The sequence below is a fragment of the Caballeronia sp. LZ043 genome (genome assembly GCF_031451075.1).
In the GTDB taxonomy this organism is placed as follows: domain Bacteria; phylum Pseudomonadota; class Gammaproteobacteria; order Burkholderiales; family Burkholderiaceae; genus Caballeronia.
This window is the reverse complement of the sequence record NZ_JARUXT010000004.1, coordinates 1061304-1077732: the sequence shown is the minus strand read 5'-3', so window position 1 is coordinate 1077732 and position 16429 is coordinate 1061304. Positions and strand designations below refer to the sequence as shown.

Sequence of the window (16429 nt, the reverse complement as noted above, 5' to 3'; positions counted from 1 at the left end):
CCGCCATTGTTCCACGTTTTCGATGGCCGCTATGCGGGTCAGGTCTTTCCGCCCCCGTCGATGCCCGAGCCCGTGCGCCATACCTGCTTGCCTTCCTCGGTCAGTTCGCCGCTACTGCGGTCGCGGTCGGGCTCGGTTCCGGGCTGCGCCATGGAGCCGCCTGTCTGCTCCTGCGACGTTTGCTGCTTGCCCTTGCGTTGCGCGATACGGTCTTCCTGCGAACGTCCGGCGTAGTTGCTCATATCGCTTCTCCTTTCGGTTTGAGGCGATAAAAAGCGCGCAAGCCGTGTTCCCGCTGTATGTGTCTAGCGTTGAGCGGGCGGATGTTCCAGGCCGCCGAGCACCATCCACGACACGCCGAACCTGTCCGCGACGATGCCGAAGCGCTTTGCGAAGAAGGTGGGCGCCATGGGCATCTGCACCTGGCCGCCGTCCGACAGCGCGCTGAAATACTGCTCGGCCTGCTGTTCGTCGTTGGCGGTGAGCGAGAGCGAAATGCCCTTGAATTCCGGCTTGCCGTTGCACCAGCCGTCGGATGCCATGACGACGGAGTCGCCGATGGTCAGCGCCGCGTGCATGATCTTGTTCTCCGATCCGGGCGGCATGTTGCAGCCGCCGTCGCTGCCCTGATCTTTTCCGGCTTCGGGATTCTCGCTGTAGCGCATCATCATGACGACCTGGGCGCCGAGCTTCTCGCGATAGAACGTGATCGCTTCTTCACAGCGGCCTTCGAAAAACAGATAGGGTTGCACTTGCATGTCCGCTCCCTGGGTTATGACTTCTCGTCCGGGTCCATATCCATCATCAGCGGCACGGAGGCGTGTTCATGCACGACACGCCATTCGCCGCCGATCTTCCTGAAACATACGGTGGCGCGCACGATGTCGTCCTGCTCGCCTACGGCGACGCAGTTGACGGAATGCGCGAAGGCCAGGTCGCCGCTTGCCGCGACCTCCACGTCCCGCATCTCGAATGCAAGCGGACCTTTCATGCTGTCGAACCAGTGCTGCCAGTGCTCGCGATACGGCTCGACGCCCTTCAGCGATGCAGGCGGCACGACGTCGAACACGACGACATCTTCTGCGTAATGACGCACGAGCGCATCGACATCCTTGGCGAGCACCGCTTGCCGCCATGCTTCGATCAAGGCGCGAATGGCGCGTACCTCTTCCGTTTCCTGCGCACGATCGTTCGACGGGTTCATGAGCGTCTCCTTCCGCCTGCGTTTGCCTGCGACGCGGATTTATTTTTGCTTGTGTACACCGTCCACAAAAAGTAGCAGAGATAATGGACAGTGTCCACATCGGCAAACACCTGAATAATCTGAAATAACATGCCGCCCATGACGAACGGAATGCAGCGCAGCACGTATCGCCACGGCGACTTGCGACGCGCGCTGATCGATGCAGGAATTGAACTCGCTCGCGAAGGCGGGCCGGATGCCATCGTCCTGCGCGAGGCCACGCGCCGCGCAGGCGTCGCGCCGAACGCGGCGTACCGGCACTTCGACAGCCGTCAGGAGTTGTTGTCGGCGGTGCGCTCGGCGGCGCTGTCGTACGTTGCGCAGGCGATGGAGGAAGAGCTGGCGGCGCGGCCCAGGAAGCGCAGCCGTGCGGACGCGGCCCGCGCCGGATTGCGGGCGGTCGGCGCCGGATATCTGCGGTTCGCGCAGTCAGAAACGGGGTTGTTCCGCACGGCCTTTGCGGCGTCGCGCACGGAATGGGGCGAGCATGCGGAAGCTTACGGCGCGGGTCCGGGCGGACTCGATCCCTTCCAGTTGCTGAGCCGCGCGCTCGACGACATGGTGACGACCGGCGCCCTCGATGCAGCACGGCGTGTCGGCGCGGAGTATCTGGCGTGGAGCGCGGTGCATGGCTTCGCGCTGCTGCTGATCGAAGGCCCGCTGCAGGGGATGGACGACGCGCAGATCGGGCCGTTGGCAGAGCGCCTGCTCGCGATGGTCGAGCACGGTCTCTGAGACCCAGGCGGCCCTCTGCGCGAATCTACTTCGCTGACGATTCCTCGCCCGCCACCGGCTCGACTACGCTGATGAGCAACAGCAGGCACAGCAGCGCAGTGCCGACCATGTACAGGAACACGGCGGTCCAGCTATAGCGGTCGAGCAGCAGGCCGACAGCGAGTGGTGCGCACGCGCCGCCGATCTGTCCCAGCGAATTCACGATGCCGAACGCGGTGGGGTAGGTGGCTTTGGTCGCAAGGCCCATCGGATAGGCGGAATAGCCCGCGAAGCCGATGCCGAGCATGAGGCCCGCGAGCATCAGCGCACCACCGAGATAGGCGACGCTGTCGGGTGCGTCGATCAGCAGGAAGGTCATGATCATCGTGCCGAGCGCGCCGAGCATCATCATCGGCTTGCGGCGGCCGCCGAGCAGGCGGTCCGAGATGATGCCGCCGAGCATGTTGCCCGTGACTGCGCCGATGAACGGCGCCGACGCGAGAAAGCCCATCTTCACCGAGGCGAAGCCCTTCACCGTGACCAGATAGGTCGGGATCCACGAGATGAAGATGTTGCTGATGCCGATCATGCAGCCATAGCCCAGCGCAATGCCGAAGATATTCCATGAACCGAACACCTGGCGGATTGTCTCCAGCTGCGGCACGCGCTTCGTGCGGTTGATGGCGTCGAGCCGGGGCATCGGCGTCATCTGCGTGCGGATGGGCGCGCGTCCGCCATGCTGGCCGTCGTTCGATTCATCGGCGATATAGCGGCGCTCGGCGGGCGAGCAGAAGCGGTTTTCATCGGGCGAGTTGGTCACCAGCACGAGCCACACGAGCGCCAGCACGATCCCAGGAACGGCGAAGACGTAGAAGATCTCGCGCCAGCCCCACAGATTGATCACGATGATGCACACCGAAGGCACGATCAGCGGCCCGAGCTTGGACGCGGCGATCCACAGGCCGGCGGCCGTGCCTTTCTCGCGCTTGGGAAACCAGCGGTTGATGACGTTGGTGCAGCCGATGCCGAGCGGTCCTTCCGACAGCCCGAGCCCCACGCGATAGGTCATCAGCAGCAACACTGAAGAGGTCGTGCCCATCAGTCCCGTGAACACCGACGTCAGGATCATGAAGACCGAGAACAGCAGCCCGGCAGTGCGTTCGCTGAGCCGCTTGTAGAGCAGGCCGACGGGAATCTGCACGAAGCCGTAGGCGAACGAAAAGAGGCTGACGATCAGGCCGGCCTCGGTGTTGCTGATGTGATATTCCTTCTTCAGATACGGCAATGCGATGCCGAAGTTCGCGCGATCCGCGCAGGCGATGGCCCAGATGCAGAAGATCAGGCCCATCACGACCCAGCGATGTTTCGTGCGCTTCTCAGTGGTGGCGTCCGCATTCGACGAAGCGACGATGCCGTCGGCGTTGCTCATCGTGCTGCCTCCTTGCCGGACGGCGCAGCGACAGTCAGAAAAGGGGGAAATGAAGGGCAGTCAGGGCGCAGGCTCACGCTGTTGTCTCCGGATCGTTATGGAGGCTTTTTTATTGATATGCCTTCCGATGTTTCAAATTGTGGAGACGCCCTGCAAGAGCGTCCAATCTTTTATTGCTATTACCTGATTCCCGGATTGAATCGATGGGCGTTGCATCCAGGAGTGGATCAACTGATAGCGTTTTGGGATTGGACGCGTGCGGACAAAGCACGCATGATGCGCTCCACATCGGTCATCGAATGAGAGGAAGCGCATCACATGAAGCCGCATATTCTGCAACTCAATCCCATCCTCGTTCCCGCGATCAACCAGAAGCTCGATGCCCTCTACGTCATGCACCGGCTATACGAGCAGGACGACAAGGAAGCCTATATTCGCGAGCACGGCGCGGCGATTCGTGGCGTAATCACCGGCGGTCATACGGGCATTTCGAACGACATGATCGAACGCCTGCCGGGTCTGCAGGTGATCGCGGTGAACGGTGTCGGCACCGACGCCGTCGATCTCGCCTTCGCGCGCTCGCGCGGCCTGCCGGTGACGGGCACCTTCGGCGCGTTGACCGAAGACGTCGCCGATCTCGCCATCGGACTGATTCTCACGGTGCTGCGCGAGATCTGCTCCGGCCACGACTTCGTCAAGACCGGCAAGTGGCCCGCCAATCCAAGCCCCGCGGCGATTCCACTGTCGCGCCGTTTCAGCGGCAAGCGCGTGGGCATCGTGGGCCTCGGCAAGGTCGGCCGCGCCATCGCGCAACGGGCCGAAGCCTTCGGCTGTCCGATTGCCTATACCGACGTGCGCGAGATGAACGACGTCGCGTATGCCTATGTGCCGGACCTGCTGTCGCTGGCGCGGACCAGCGACATCCTGGTGCTCGCCGCGGCTGCGGACAAGGCGCAGGGCATCGTGAACGCCGCCGTGCTCGATGCGCTGGGCAAGGACGGATATCTGATCAACATTGCGCGCGGCAAGCTTGTGGTGGAGAGCGACCTGTGCGACGCGCTGGCAAGCGGCGCGATTGCAGGCGCGGGCCTCGATGTGTTCGTCGACGAACCCAACGTGCCGGCTGCCTTGCTGGCGAGCGAGCGCGTCGTATTGCAGGCGCACCGCGCGAGCGCAACGGTGGAATCGCGCACGGCGATGGGCGAGATGGTGCTCGCGAGTCTCGCGCAGGCACTGGCGGGACAGCGCCCGGAAGGCAGCCTGACGACCTGATGCCCGCATGAGCCGCGCCGCGACGAACCTATAATGATCGGCACCTCCATCAACGTCGATGACGAATGCTCGATCTCGGACAAGTACGTTGCTTCGTCGCTGCGGCGACCGAACTGAACTTCAGGCGCGCCGCTGCGTTGCTCAACATGACGCAGCCGCCGCTTTCCCGGCAGATTCATCTGCTCGAAGAGAACCTGGGCGTGCAGCTGTTCGAGCGCATCGGCCGCACGGTCAGGCTGACCACGGAAGGCCGCGTGTTCCTCGCCGACGCCACGCGTCTGCTGAATCTCTCCGAACAGGCCGAGAGCACGGTGCGGCGCGCCAGCACGGGCAAGACCGGGCGGGTGCGCATCGCGTTCACCGGCGCGGCGGGCTACGAGCTGATTCCGGGACTGCTCGTCGCGGCGAAGCAGCACCTGCCGGATATCGATGTCGTGTTGCTGGAGATGATCTCGGTGGCGCAGATCGAGGGCTTCGAGGCCAATGCCATCGACCTCGGTTTTCTGCGGCCGTTGCCGTCGCGGCAGAAAGTGGAGTTCATGCTGGTCGAGCGCGAGCCGATGATCGTCGCGCTGCCCGCCGGACATGCGCTATGCGCCTTCCCGCAGCTGGCACTCAGGCAATTGCACGAGCAGGCGTTCATCATGCACTCGCCCGCGCACGGCAAATATTTCCACGACCGCATCATGGGCCTTCTCGCCGCCGAGGACGTGACGCCGCATTTCACGCAATACATCGACCAGACGCCGACCATTCTCTCACTCGTGCGCGCGGGTCTGGGCGTGTCGATCCTGCCGGCGTCGTCGCAGCGCTTTCACTATGACAACGTCGAGTTCCGGGAGATCTCGGGCCACACCGTTCACGCGGAAATGAGCATGGCGTGGCGCACGGACCAGGACAATCCCGCCGTCACGGCCTTCCGGCACATGGCGGCGGACTACTTCGTCAAGCAGCGCGATTGATGGCGCGCGCGGTCGCGTCGATGGCAGCGCGCGCCTTCTGCACGATCTCGTCGATCTCCGCATGCGTGACCACCAGCGGCGGCGACAGCAGCATCCGGTCGTCGCTCGCGCGCATCACGAGATTGCCTTCGAGAGAGAAGTCGCGACATAGCGTGCCGATGGCATCGGCGTTGTCGAAACGCTTGCGCGTGGCGGGATCCTCCGCGAGCTGAATGCCCGCGACGAGTCCCGTTCCCGCAATCTCGCCAACGATCGGATGATGCGCGAGCGTCTCTCTCAGGCACCGCTGGAAATAAGGCCCGGTGTCGTGCCTGACGCGCGTCACGATGCCTTCGTCGCGCAGCAGGTTCAGATTCGTCACGGCCACGGCGGCCGCGAGCGGATGCCCGGAATACGTGAAGCCGTGATTGAACTCGCCCCCCTCGATGATTGCATCCGCGATGGCATCCGAGAGCGCGACGGCGCCCATCGGCACGTAGCCGCTCGTGATGCCCTTGGCCATCGTGATGACATCGGGCTCGAAGCCGAAATGCTCATGCGCGAACCATTCGCCGGTGCGCCCGAAGCCGCCGATGACTTCATCGGCGATCAGCAGCACGTCATGCTCGCGGCAGATGCGCTGGATCTCCGGCCAGTAGCTCGCGGGCGGAACGATCACGCCGCCCGCGCCCTGGAACGGCTCGCCGATGAACGCGGCGACCTTGTCCGCGCCGAGTTCGAGAATCTTCGCTTCGAGCTGGCGCGCGCATTCGAGTCCAAAGGCGTGCTGATCCATCGTGCCGCCTTCACCGAACCAGTAAGGCTGGCCGATATGCGCGACGTGTTCGAGCTTCGACAGCATCTGCTCGTGCATGCCGGTCATGCCGCCGAGCGTCGCCGCCGCGATGGTCGAGCCGTGATACGCGTTGTGGCGCGCGATCACATGGCGCTTCTCCGGCTTGCCCTGCACGGCCCAGTAGCGATGTACGGCACGCAACGCAGTATCGTTCGCTTCGGAGCCGCTGTTGCAGTACAGGAAGCGGTTGAAGCGCGCGGGCATGAGTTCCGCGAGCAACGCCGAGAGTTCCGCGACCGGCGGATGCGTCGTCTTGAAGAAGGTGTTGTAGTAGGGCAGTTCGTGCATCTGCCGGCAGGCGGCATCGATGAGTTCCTGCCGTCCATAGCCGAGGTTCACGCACCATAGGCCCGCCATGCCGTCGATGATGCGCACGCCTTCCGAATCCCGCAGATACACGCCTTCGCCCTGCACGATCACGCGGCTGCCCGTGCGATTGAGCGCGCCCATGTCGGAGAACGGATGCAGGTGATGCGCGGCGTCGAGCGCCTGGTAGTGAGCGGTCCAGTCGATACGATCGTTCATGTCTCTATCTCCCTGAGTCAGACGTGCAGCAACAGATGCTTGCGTTCCCATGAACTGATGACACGGAAGAACGCTTCGTTCTCGGTTTCCTTCAGCGCGAGATAGGCGCGCACGAAGGTTTCGCCGAGCAGTTCCGCCAGCGGCTGGCATGCGCCCATCAGCGCGAGGCCTTCATCGAGATTGCGCGGCAGCTGATACGGCTGGCGATACCCGTCGCTCGCGAGCGGCGCGGTGGGCTCCAGATGCTGCGTCATGCCGAGGTAACCCGCCGCGAGCGTGGCCGCCATCGCGAGATACGGATTGCAGTCGACGCCTGGAATGCGGTTCTCGACGCGTCGCGCCTGCGGTGCCGCATGCGGCACCCGAAAGCCCACGGTGCGGTTGTCGTAGCCCCATTGCACGTTGATCGGCGCGGCCATGAAGCGCGACAGCCGGCGATACGAATTGATGTAGGGCGCAAGAATGGGCATCAGCGCGGGCGTGTACTTCTGCAAGCCGGCGATATAGCTGTAGAACAGGCCAGTCGGTTCGCCGTCGCGGCCGGAGAAGAGATTGCGGCCGGTGTCCGCGTCGACGATGCTCTGATGCACGTGCATGGCCGAGCCGGGTTCGTTTTCCATCGGCTTGGCCATGAAGGTGGCGTACATCTGGTGGCGCAGCGCCGCCTCGCGCACCGTGCGCTTGAAGAGGAACACGCGGTCCGCGAGATTCAATGCGTCGCCATGCATGAAGTTGATCTCCATCTGCGCCGCGCCGACTTCATGGATCAGCGTGTCCACCTCCAGTTCCTGCACCTCGCAATACTCGTAGATGTCCTCGAAGAGCGGATCGAACTCGTTGACGGCGTCGATCGAATACGCCTGGCGTCCGGTTTCCGCGCGACCGGTCCGGCCGACCGGCGGCTTGAGCGGCAGGTCCGGGTCGCGGTTCATGTCGACCAGAAAGAACTCCAGTTCGGGCGCGACCACCGGACGCCAGCCCCTTGCCGCGAACTGTTGCAGCACCTGGCGCAGCACGCGCCGCGGCGAGATGGCGACCGGCGTGCCGTCGAAATGCACGCAATCGTGGATGACCTGCGCGGTCGGATCGGTGGCCCAGGGAATCAGGCGGATCGTGTCGGGATCCGGTACGCAGATCATGTCGGGATCGGTGACGCCGGTGATGCCGGTCTCGGGGTAATCGCCCGTCACGGTCTGCAGCATCACGGCTTGCGGCAGGCGCATCGGCTCGCCCGACTCGAACTTGCTGCGCGGAATGATCTTGCCGCGCGCGGTGCCGGCCATGTCGGGAATGATCGCTTCTACTTCGGTGATGTGATGGTGTCGCAGGAATTCGTCGATGCGGTCCATGGGTGTGCTCTCGTAGATTCAGGGCGTGCGCGTCCCCAGCGCCCGCGAAGCATCGCGAGCGCGCAAGGCAACGACGCGCGCGGGTTCCGCGTGCGGTGCGGTCAGCTAAAGCCAGTCAGAAGGGGAAGGAGAGAGGCGCTACGGCAGCAGCGAGGCCGCGCCGACGCAATGCACGGCGATGAACGCGCGCGCGGCAATGGCGTTGCGCCGCCGCACGCCGCGGCGGGACAGGGCGGTGAGATCCGACAGGAAGCGGCAGTCGGGAAGCATGCCGCAGCGATCGGTGCAGGCGCGGCGCATGGGCCGGCGTGCCAGAGGGCTTTGGACTTTCACGATGACACTCGTTGAGCGAGTTGAGTCAGGCGCCATCGCCAGGCTGACGATGACCCTACAGCGAGCATATACGAGCCATGCATGCCGTCAACCCCGGTTTTCCATTCGTCCGGGGCGACGGATTTTTGCTTCGCGCGGGCGTCGTTGCACAATTCATCGATAATGTCGGCTCTTTTGTCCGTCATCGGCCCTTCGCCCTTCGTCATCGAGCCTGATGCTCTCGAACCTGCTCGTCCAACTCGTCAATGGCCTGGCCGACGCCTGCGCGCTGTTCCTCGTCGCCTCGGGACTCTCGCTGATCTTCGGCGTCACGCGCATCGTCAACTTCGCGCATGGCTCGCTGTACATGCTCGGCGTGTATCTCGCGTACAGCCTCACGAGCCGCTTCGGCGCGAGCGTCGCGGGATTCTGGGCCTCGCTCGCCGGTGCGGCGCTGGCGGTCGGCTTGCTGGGCGCGGCGATCGAGGTGACGGTGCTGAGGCGCATCTACCGCGCGCCCGAACTGTTTCATCTGCTCGCCACGTTCGCGCTGGTGCTCATCATCCGCGATGCCGCACTGTGGCTCTGGGGCCCGGAAGACCTGTTCGGCCCGCGTGCGCCGCATCTCGAAGGCGCGGTGCAATGGCTGGGCCACGCGTTGCCCACTTATGACCTCGCGTTGATCGTGATCGGCCCACTGGTGCTGCTCGCGCTCTGGTATGCGCTCACGCGCACGCGCTGGGGCACGCTCGTGCGCGCGGCGAGCGCGGACCGGGAAATGCTCGGCGCGCTCGGCGTCAACCAGGCCTGGCTCTTCACCGGCGTGTTCTGTGTCGGCGCGATGCTCGCCGGCCTCGGCGGCGCGTTGCAGGCGCCGCGCATGTCGGCGAACCTGTCGCTGGACCTCGACACCATCGGCAATGCGTTCGTGGTCGTCGTGGTCGGCGGGATGGGCTCGATTCCGGGCGCGTTCGTCGCGGCGCTGCTGATCGCCGAGATCAAGGCGCTGTGCATCGGCATCGGCCATGTGTCGATTGCGGGCATCGACTTCTCGCTGTCGAAGTTCACGCTGGTGGCGGAGTTCGTCGTGATGGCGGTGGTGCTGGTGCTGCGTCCGTGGGGGCTGTTCGGACGTCCTTCAAGCGTCGCGCGGTCGGCCGCGCCCGCCGAGCGGCCGCTCGTGCCCGCCACGCGAGCGATGAAGCTGGCCGCCGCGGCCGTGGTGCTCGCGCTGGCCGCCGCGCCGCTCGCCGCCGGTGCGTTCCCCTACATGCCGGTGCTCTTCGTCGAGATCATGATCGCCGTGCTGTTCGCCGCGAGCCTGCACTTCATCATGGGCCCGGGCGGCATGCATTCGTTCGGACACGCGGCGTACTTCGGTCTCGGCGCGTATGGCGCGGCGCTCGTCCTCAAGCTGTTCGCGCTGCCGATGGAACTCGCGCTCGTGCTCGGCCCGCTGCTCGCGGTCATCGGCGCGCTGGTCTTCGGCTGGTTTTGCGTGCGGCTGTCAGGCGTCTATCTCGCGATGCTCACGCTCGCGTTCGCGCAGATCGTCTGGTCCGTGGTGTTCCAGTGGGATGCGGTGACGGGCGGCAGCAACGGCATCCTCGGCATCTGGCCGGCGCCATGGCTGTCGTCGCCGGTGGCGTTCTATTACCTGACGCTCGGCTTCGCGGTGCTCGGCGTGTGGCTGTTGCGCCGCATGCTGTTCGCGCCGCTCGGCTTCGCGATGCGCGCGGGCCGCGATTCGCCGTTGCGCGCCGAAGCGATCGGCGTGAACGTGGCGCGCGTGCAATGGGCGGCGTTCGTCGCTGCCGCGCTCGTGTGCGGCTTCGCGGGTTCGCTGTATGCGTTCTCGAAGGGCAACATCTCGCCCGAGGTCATCAGCGTCGGGCGCTCGGTGGACGGCCTCGTGATGGTCCTGCTGGGCGGCATCCAGACACTCGCCGGGCCGCTCGTCGGCGCGAGCGTGTTTACGTGGCTGCAGGACACCGTCGCGCGCCAGACCGACTATTGGCAGGCGCTGCTCGGCGCAGCCATCCTGGTGCTGGTGATCGCGTTTCCGCAGGGCATCGCGGGCTTCGTGCGCGAGCGCTTCGCGAGGGATGCGTCATGACTCTCCTGAGCATCGCGCATCTCTCGAAGTCCTTCGACGGCGTCAAGGCCGTCGACGACGTCTCCTTCGACCTCGAAGCAGGCCAGCTGCTTGCGCTGATCGGCCCGAACGGCGCGGGCAAGTCCACCTGCTTCAACATGATCAACGGCCAGCTGAAACCGACCTCGGGCGCGATTCATTTCGATGGCCACGACATCGCCGGACTGCGACCGCGCGAGATCTGGCGGCGCGGCGTGGGCCGCACGTTCCAGATCGCCGCGACCTTCAATTCGATGACCGTGCTCGAGAACGTGCAGATGGCGCTGCTCTCGCACGAGCGTCGGCTGTTCAGTCCGTTCGGCCGGGTGGCGTCGTGGCGCGAGCAGGACGCGCTCGATCTGCTCGATCTCGTCGGCATGGCCGGGCATGCGCGGCGCAGTTGCGCGGTGCTGGCGTATGGCGATGTGAAGCGCGTGGAACTGGCGATTGCGCTGGCGCACGGTCCGAAGCTGCTGCTGATGGACGAGCCCACCGCCGGCATGGCCCCGCAGGAACGCAACGCGTTGATGGCGCTGACCGCGCGGCTCGCGAAGGAGCACATGATCGGCGTGCTGTTCACGGAGCACAGCATGGACGTGGTCTTCGCGCATGCCGACCGGCTGATCGTGCTGGCGCGCGGCCATCTGATCGCGCAGGGCGACGCCGCCACCATCCGCAATGATGCCCGCGTGCGCGAGGTGTATCTCGGCACGGGCGCGTCGTTCACTCCGCGTGGGGAATCGGCATGAGTCTGCTGAAGGTTGCCGGCCTGAATGCGTTCTACGGCCGCGCGCAGATTCTTTTCGACGTCGGCTTCGAAGTGGCGCGTGGCGAGGTCGTTGCGCTGATGGGCCGCAACGGCGCGGGCAAGTCCACCACGATGAAGGCCGTGATGGGCCTGTTGCCGCGGGTGTCGGGGGCGGTCTCGTTCATGGGCGAGGACATCGCCGGCATGGCGCCGCACCGGATCGCGCGCAAGGGGCTGGGCTACGTGCCGGAAGATCGCCGCGTGTTCGGCGATCTGACCGTGATGGAGAATCTCGCTACCGGCCGTCAAGCGCCGCGCGAAGGCGCGCCGCGCTGGACGCCGGAGAAGCTGTTCCACGTATTTCCGAATCTCGGCGAAATGCGCGAGCGTCGCGCGAGCCGCATGAGCGGCGGCGAACAGCAGATGCTCACGGTGTCGCGCACGCTGATGGGCAATCCGCGCCTGGTGCTGCTCGATGAACCGTCGGAAGGCGTGGCGCCGGTCATTGTCGAACAGATGGCGGACATGATCCTGACGTTGAAGCGAAAAGGCCTCGCCATTCTGTTGTCCGAGCAGAACCTGCATTTCGCGGAGCTGGTCAGCGACCGCGTCTATGTGCTCGAACGAGGCCAGGTGCGCCATGCCGGCGCGATGAACGCATTCGCGCGCGACGACGCCGCGCGCCGTGAATTCCTGGGCGTATGACCCCATCCGCCCGAACCGGTTATCCAGAAGAGGAGAAGCATCCATGACAATTCGTGCGGGCATCCCGCTGCGCCTGACGCTTGCCGCGACCGCGGTGCTTGCCGCGAGTATCGGCGCCGCGCGCGCCGATACCATCAAGATCGGCGAGATCAACAGCTACAAGGCCCAGCCGGCGTTTCTCATGCCCTACAGGAACGGCTGGAATCTCGCGCTGGACGAGATCAACGCGACGGGCGGCGTCAACGGCAACAAGCTGGAAGTCGTCTCGCGCGACGACAATGGCAACCCCGGCGACACGGTGCGCGTCGCGCAGGAACTCGTCACGCGCGAGCAGGTGAAGCTGTTGTTCGGCGGCTATCTGTCGAACACGGGCCTCGCGCTCGCGGACTACGCGAAGCAGCGGCGCATCTTCTTCCTGGCGGCGGAACCGCTCACGGACAAGATCGTCTGGCAGGACGGCAACAAGTACACGTATCGTCTGCGGCCGTCCACCTACATGCAGGTCGCGATGCTGGTGCCCGAAGCGGCGAAGCTCCACAAGAAGCGCTGGGCGCTGGTGTACCCGAACTACGAGTACGGGCAGTCCGCGGTGGCGACCTTCAAGCGCCTGTTGAAGGCCGCGCAGCCGGATGTCGAGTTCGTCACGGAACAGGCGACGCCGCTCGGCAACGTGGACGCCGGCGCGGTGACGCAGGCGCTCGCCGACGCGAAGCCCGACGCCATCTTCAACGTGCTGTTCAGCGCAGACCTGGGCAAGTTCGTGCGCGAGGGCAATACGCGCGGCCTGTTCAAGGATCGGGCGGTGGTGTCGCTGCTGACGGGCGAGCCCGACTATCTCGATCCGCTGGGCAAGGAAGCGCCGGTCGGCTGGATCGTGACGGGTTATCCGTGGTATTCGATCGATACGCCCGAGAACAAGAAGTTCGTCGCCGCCTATGAAGCGAAGTATCACGACTATCCGCGGCTTGGCTCGGTGGTCGGCTACACGGCGATGATGTCGATTGCCAACGGCCTGAGACGAGCCGGCTCGCCCGATGCCGACAAGCTCGCCGCCGCCTTCAAGGGCCTGCCGGTGAACACGCCGTTCGGGCCCATCACGTACCGCCCGCAGGACAACCAGTCGACCATGGGCGCATACGTGGGCGTGACGGGGCAGAAGGACGGCAAGGGCGTGATGACCTCGTTCCGCTATGTGGATGGCGCGAGCGTCCAGCCCTCGGACGCCGAGGTAAAGAAGCTGCGTCCGGCGGAGTAAGGCGTCAGGACTTCGGAAAGGGCTTGCTGACGAATTTCGAGCCGGCAAGCCCGAAGCGCCAGGGCACGTCGATGGCCTTGGTCAGGCCGATGCGCGGGCCGCTCACGATGGGAAACTCTTCCTCGGGCGGCTCGATATGAAACGGCGGCTCGAACAGCGACATGCCGTTGTTCCGGTGCGTGATGGCGAGCGCTTGCGCGAGGCGTCCCGGTCCCGAGCAGAGCAGCTTCACGGGTTCGAGCCCGCGCCGTTGGCGCATGGCATCGAGGCCGGTCAGCGGTTCGATGGCGCGGATCAGCACGCCCGCGCCGTGGCCTGGTTCGCGGCACACGAAGTTCATGCACCAGTGAATGCCGTACGAGCGATAGACATACACATGCGCGGGCGGCCCGAACATTGCTGCATTGCGCGGTGTCGGGCCGGAGAAGGTATGTGACGCGGGATCTTCGCGGTCGTAGGCTTCCGTCTCGACGATGCGGCCGCCGACGCCGTCCACCGTCACGATCGCGCCGATCAGGCGTTGCGCGACGACCTCGGAGGGCGCGTAAAAATCGATGGGAGTGGGCTGGGTGTTCACGAGCGCTATTCTAAGTCGTGCGTGGACGCCGCGTCCGCCAACGACTCAGGAGACGCCGAATGAAGACTTCATGGTTTCTGCGATTCTCGAATGCGCTCGCGCAGGTGGCGGGCCACGCATCGACCTTTGTGATTGCCGTCGTGCTGGTGATCGTCTGGGCCATCTCGGGCCCGATGTTCCATTTCAGCGATACGTGGCAGCTCGTCATCAATACCTCGACGACCATCGTCACGTTCCTGATGGTGTTCCTGATCCAGAACACGCAGAACCGCGATACCGCCGCGATGCAGATCAAGCTCGACGAGCTGATCCGCGCGATGGACCGCGCGCACAACGCGCTGCTGGATCTGGAGGAACTCGACGAGAAGGAACTCGCCGTGTTCCGCAAGCGTTACGAGAAGCTTGCGCAGGAAGCGCGCGAGGATCTGCGTTCGGCGGGTAGCGATATCGAGATGCCGGCGTTCGAGCGCGCGGATGCACGCTCCAACGGGAAGCAGACGTGACGGCTTACTTCGTGAGACGCAGCACGCCCAGATTGCCGGCGATCTGCTGGAAGATGTTGTCGAGCGTCGTATTGTCGGGCGCGTGATAGTAGTTGCCCGGGCTCGCGCAGTTCTGCATGGTGACCTGCGCACTCGAACTCGACGCCGCCGCGCCGAAGGTGATGGCGTAGATCGTGATCCCTTCCGCCTTGATCGCCGTGCAGATGGCCTGCTGGAACGTATTCACGTCGTCGGGATAGCCGGCGCCGTTGCCGCTCGAATCGTCGACCGGATCGCCGCCGTGCAGCTCGGATGAATCCGTGAGCGCGTTGGACATGGTGGTGCCGTTGGGGCGGATCACCGTCGGCGCCGAGAGGCTGTTGGTGCCCACGCCCGACAGTCCATTGAAATAGAGCGTATTGGGAATGGAGCCCGTTGCGCCGATCTGATTCTGGCCGTCGGTGAGGACGATCATCACGCGCTGCAGGTTCTGCACCGAGCCATCGGTGGGCTTCGGCAGGCTTGGGTCAGTGGAAGTCCAGCCGCTCTTGGCGCCGGCCACGTTCTGCGACCACGACGGCTCCAGCATGCGCCAGCCCCAGAGCAACCCCGTCGGAATGATGGTTGAACCGGACGGCGTCATCTTCTTGACCGCGGCCGTCAGCGTGCTCGAGCTCTGCGTGAGGAAGGTCATCGAGGTGGCGAGGCAGCCCGAGTTCTGCGTGAGCGTCTGTCCGCTGCTGTTGGTCTGATCGAACTGATAGCCGATGCCGGTGCCTTTTCCCGTCGACGGATACGAGCATTGATTGGCCGCCCCCGACGAGCCGAGCGTCACCGGCACGGACGAGCTGGTCGAGGTGGTCGAGTCGGTCGTGGTGCAGCTCTTGTAGCGACTGCTCGAGCTGTAGGTGATCATCTTCAGCTTGCTGGTCGGGACGTTGTAGTAGTAGCGCTGGAACTTGCGCGTGTCCGCCGGCGAATAGGCCTCGGGCGAAAGGTTGCCGCCCGTGCGCGGCTCGATCACGCAGCCGTTCCAGGTGCTGGTCGAGATGTTCGACGTGTTGTACGTGGGCAGCGTGCTGCTGAGCCAGGTGCCGGTCGAGGGCAGGGCGCCGGTCGTGTTGACCGTGCTGGCGAACGGCACGAGTCCGATGAAGTTCTTGTTGGTCGCACTGGTCGTTCCGGACGGCAGAAGGTCGCCGATCAGCGAGTTCGCCGCTGCCTGGAGGCCGCTCATCTTGGTGGCGCCGCTGATGCCGTTGGCGGGGTCCTTCATGGAGCCGGTGTTGTCCAGCACCATCACGAGTTCGAGGGTGCTTTGCGGCAGCCGCGTTGCGGTGTTGGTCGCGGATACCGTCGACGTATCCGGCGTGGGCGTGCCGCTGCCGGAACCGCTGCCACTGCCGCTACCTGATGTTTTCGTGAAGACCTTCGGCGCGATCAAAGGCAGTGATCCCGAAGCCGTGAGCGAGATGGTCTGTCCGGTGGCCGGCGCGCCCGTCACGGTCGCCGAGAAGTTCGCGTCGGGCATGGTAAAGCCCATCATGCCGGAAGGGCTGTTCGCGTCGTAGTAGGCGCGCGCGTCTTTTTGCCAGGTAGCAAGGCTGGTGCCGGTCGGCGTATTGCCGTAGCGCTGGAGATCGACGCCGGCCGAGAGCGTGGCCACGTCGAGCGCCATCTGCATGTGGCCCTGCGTCATCACGTAGTTGATCGAGTCCAGCGCCAGGCACATGGATCCGATCATGGCGCTCGCGCACATCGCGAACATGATCGCGACGCTGCCTTCCGCGTGTTTGCGCAGCCGGTTGCATGCACGCAGCGTCGACGAAATCGTCATGAAGCAGTACCCCGTTCTTTTGATTTTCATGGGCGAATCCGTGGTTCCGC

Annotated in this window: 17 protein-coding genes; 8 read left to right on the top strand and 9 right to left on the bottom strand. The window is 64.8% G+C overall.

Going from position 1 to position 16429, the window contains the following annotated elements; all coding sequences use genetic code 11:
• Positions 1–38: 38 nt before the first annotated feature.
• The 3 genes from QCE64_RS32485 to QCE64_RS32475 form a co-directional block, all read right to left on the bottom strand.
• The gene (locus QCE64_RS32485; protein WP_309926797.1) at positions 39–242 is read right to left on the bottom strand and encodes a hypothetical protein; all 204 of its coding nucleotides are present in this window, start codon (positions 240–242) and stop codon (positions 39–41) included.
• Between the two features lie 63 nt (positions 243–305).
• Complete coding sequence (locus QCE64_RS32480; protein ID WP_309935064.1) at positions 306–758, bottom strand: VOC family protein; 453 nt, start codon at positions 756–758, stop codon at positions 306–308.
• A 14-nt stretch (positions 759–772) separates the two neighbouring features.
• Complete coding sequence (locus QCE64_RS32475; RefSeq protein WP_309935062.1) at positions 773–1204, bottom strand: nuclear transport factor 2 family protein; 432 nt, start codon at positions 1202–1204, stop codon at positions 773–775.
• A 138-nt stretch (positions 1205–1342) separates the two neighbouring features.
• Here QCE64_RS32475 and QCE64_RS32470 point away from each other — a divergent pair, with 138 nt between their 5' ends.
• Entirely contained in the window at positions 1343–1978 is a 636-nt protein-coding gene (locus QCE64_RS32470; RefSeq protein ID WP_310008257.1) for a TetR/AcrR family transcriptional regulator, read from the top strand.
• A 25-nt stretch (positions 1979–2003) separates the two neighbouring features.
• Here the strand turns inward: QCE64_RS32470 and QCE64_RS32465 are convergent, their stop codons facing one another.
• A complete protein-coding gene (locus QCE64_RS32465) occupies positions 2004–3386 on the bottom strand; it encodes an MFS transporter (protein ID WP_309926786.1) in 1383 nt (460 codons plus the stop codon).
• A 318-nt stretch (positions 3387–3704) separates the two neighbouring features.
• Here QCE64_RS32465 and QCE64_RS32460 point away from each other — a divergent pair, with 318 nt between their 5' ends.
• Together QCE64_RS32460 and QCE64_RS32455 are read left to right on the top strand one after the other, a co-directional pair.
• The gene (locus QCE64_RS32460) at positions 3705–4658 is read left to right on the top strand and encodes a 2-hydroxyacid dehydrogenase (RefSeq protein ID WP_309820725.1); all 954 of its coding nucleotides are present in this window, start codon (positions 3705–3707) and stop codon (positions 4656–4658) included.
• A gap of 65 nt (positions 4659–4723) precedes the next feature.
• Positions 4724–5620, top strand: coding sequence for a LysR substrate-binding domain-containing protein (locus tag QCE64_RS32455; protein WP_309926784.1), 897 nt, complete (start codon positions 4724–4726; stop codon positions 5618–5620).
• On the opposite strand, the gene QCE64_RS32450 is transcribed toward QCE64_RS32455, so the two are convergent.
• From QCE64_RS32450 to QCE64_RS32440, 3 genes are all read right to left on the bottom strand, one after another.
• Positions 5604–6980, bottom strand: coding sequence for an aspartate aminotransferase family protein (locus QCE64_RS32450; RefSeq protein WP_310008256.1), 1377 nt, complete (start codon positions 6978–6980; stop codon positions 5604–5606). The genes QCE64_RS32455 and QCE64_RS32450 overlap by 17 nt on opposite strands.
• A 17-nt stretch (positions 6981–6997) precedes the next feature.
• Entirely contained in the window at positions 6998–8329 is a 1332-nt protein-coding gene (locus QCE64_RS32445; protein ID WP_309926780.1) for a glutamine synthetase family protein, read from the bottom strand.
• A gap of 138 nt (positions 8330–8467) precedes the next feature.
• Complete coding sequence (locus QCE64_RS32440; RefSeq protein WP_309935452.1) at positions 8468–8662, bottom strand: hypothetical protein; 195 nt, start codon at positions 8660–8662, stop codon at positions 8468–8470.
• Positions 8663–8876: 214 nt separating this feature from the next.
• Between QCE64_RS32440 and QCE64_RS32435 the strand changes: the two genes are divergently transcribed.
• Genes QCE64_RS32435 through QCE64_RS32420 form a run of 4 tightly spaced genes read left to right on the top strand, consistent with a single transcriptional unit; the run spans position 8877 to position 13483 of the window.
• Complete coding sequence (locus QCE64_RS32435; RefSeq protein ID WP_309935053.1) at positions 8877–10757, top strand: ABC transporter permease; 1881 nt, start codon at positions 8877–8879, stop codon at positions 10755–10757.
• Entirely contained in the window at positions 10754–11524 is a 771-nt protein-coding gene (locus QCE64_RS32430) for an ABC transporter ATP-binding protein (RefSeq protein ID WP_310008254.1), read from the top strand. Before QCE64_RS32435 ends, QCE64_RS32430 begins: the two co-directional genes overlap by 4 nt.
• Positions 11515–12228, top strand: a complete 714-nt coding sequence (locus tag QCE64_RS32425; protein WP_310008631.1) for an ABC transporter ATP-binding protein — start codon at positions 11515–11517, stop codon at positions 12226–12228. Before QCE64_RS32430 ends, QCE64_RS32425 begins: the two co-directional genes overlap by 10 nt.
• 43 nt (positions 12229–12271) lie before the next feature.
• Positions 12272–13483, top strand: a complete 1212-nt coding sequence (locus QCE64_RS32420) for an ABC transporter substrate-binding protein (protein WP_309820707.1) — start codon at positions 12272–12274, stop codon at positions 13481–13483.
• A 4-nt stretch (positions 13484–13487) separates the two neighbouring features.
• Here QCE64_RS32420 and QCE64_RS32415 read toward each other — a convergent pair whose 3' ends face one another.
• Positions 13488–14060 carry a DNA-3-methyladenine glycosylase gene (locus tag QCE64_RS32415; protein WP_309926770.1) on the bottom strand — a complete coding sequence of 191 codons (573 nt, stop codon included), beginning with the start codon at positions 14058–14060 and terminating at the stop codon, positions 13488–13490.
• Positions 14061–14119: 59 nt separating this feature from the next.
• On the opposite strand from QCE64_RS32415, the gene QCE64_RS32410 reads away from it, so the two are divergent.
• Positions 14120–14563, top strand: coding sequence for a low affinity iron permease family protein (locus tag QCE64_RS32410; RefSeq protein ID WP_309926768.1), 444 nt, complete (start codon positions 14120–14122; stop codon positions 14561–14563).
• A 4-nt stretch (positions 14564–14567) separates the two neighbouring features.
• On the opposite strand, the gene QCE64_RS32405 is transcribed toward QCE64_RS32410, so the two are convergent.
• The gene (locus tag QCE64_RS32405; RefSeq protein WP_310008252.1) at positions 14568–16409 is read right to left on the bottom strand and encodes a VWA domain-containing protein; all 1842 of its coding nucleotides are present in this window, start codon (positions 16407–16409) and stop codon (positions 14568–14570) included.
• Between the last annotated feature and the right edge of the window lie 20 nt (positions 16410–16429).

What these genes read in the sequence shown, in the direction of transcription:
- QCE64_RS32485 (WP_309926797.1), bottom strand. Translation starts at nt 242, where the DNA reads ATGAGCAACTACGCCGGACGTTCGCAGGAAGACCGTATCGCGCAACGC.
- QCE64_RS32480 (WP_309935064.1), bottom strand. Translation starts at nt 758, where the DNA reads ATGCAAGTGCAACCCTATCTGTTTTTCGAAGGCCGCTGTGAAGAAGCG.
- QCE64_RS32475 (WP_309935062.1), bottom strand. Translation starts at nt 1,204, where the DNA reads ATGAACCCGTCGAACGATCGTGCGCAGGAAACGGAAGAGGTACGCGCC.
- QCE64_RS32470 (WP_310008257.1), top strand. Translation starts at nt 1,343, where the DNA reads ATGACGAACGGAATGCAGCGCAGCACGTATCGCCACGGCGACTTGCGA.
- QCE64_RS32465 (WP_309926786.1), bottom strand. Translation starts at nt 3,386, where the DNA reads ATGAGCAACGCCGACGGCATCGTCGCTTCGTCGAATGCGGACGCCACC.
- QCE64_RS32460 (WP_309820725.1), top strand. Translation starts at nt 3,705, where the DNA reads ATGAAGCCGCATATTCTGCAACTCAATCCCATCCTCGTTCCCGCGATC.
- QCE64_RS32455 (WP_309926784.1), top strand. Translation starts at nt 4,724, where the DNA reads ATGCTCGATCTCGGACAAGTACGTTGCTTCGTCGCTGCGGCGACCGAA.
- QCE64_RS32450 (WP_310008256.1), bottom strand. Translation starts at nt 6,980, where the DNA reads ATGAACGATCGTATCGACTGGACCGCTCACTACCAGGCGCTCGACGCC.
- QCE64_RS32445 (WP_309926780.1), bottom strand. Translation starts at nt 8,329, where the DNA reads ATGGACCGCATCGACGAATTCCTGCGACACCATCACATCACCGAAGTA.
- QCE64_RS32435 (WP_309935053.1), top strand. Translation starts at nt 8,877, where the DNA reads ATGCTCTCGAACCTGCTCGTCCAACTCGTCAATGGCCTGGCCGACGCC.
- QCE64_RS32430 (WP_310008254.1), top strand. Translation starts at nt 10,754, where the DNA reads ATGACTCTCCTGAGCATCGCGCATCTCTCGAAGTCCTTCGACGGCGTC.
- QCE64_RS32420 (WP_309820707.1), top strand. Translation starts at nt 12,272, where the DNA reads ATGACAATTCGTGCGGGCATCCCGCTGCGCCTGACGCTTGCCGCGACC.
- QCE64_RS32410 (WP_309926768.1), top strand. Translation starts at nt 14,120, where the DNA reads ATGAAGACTTCATGGTTTCTGCGATTCTCGAATGCGCTCGCGCAGGTG.
- QCE64_RS32405 (WP_310008252.1), bottom strand. Translation starts at nt 16,409, where the DNA reads ATGAAAATCAAAAGAACGGGGTACTGCTTCATGACGATTTCGTCGACG.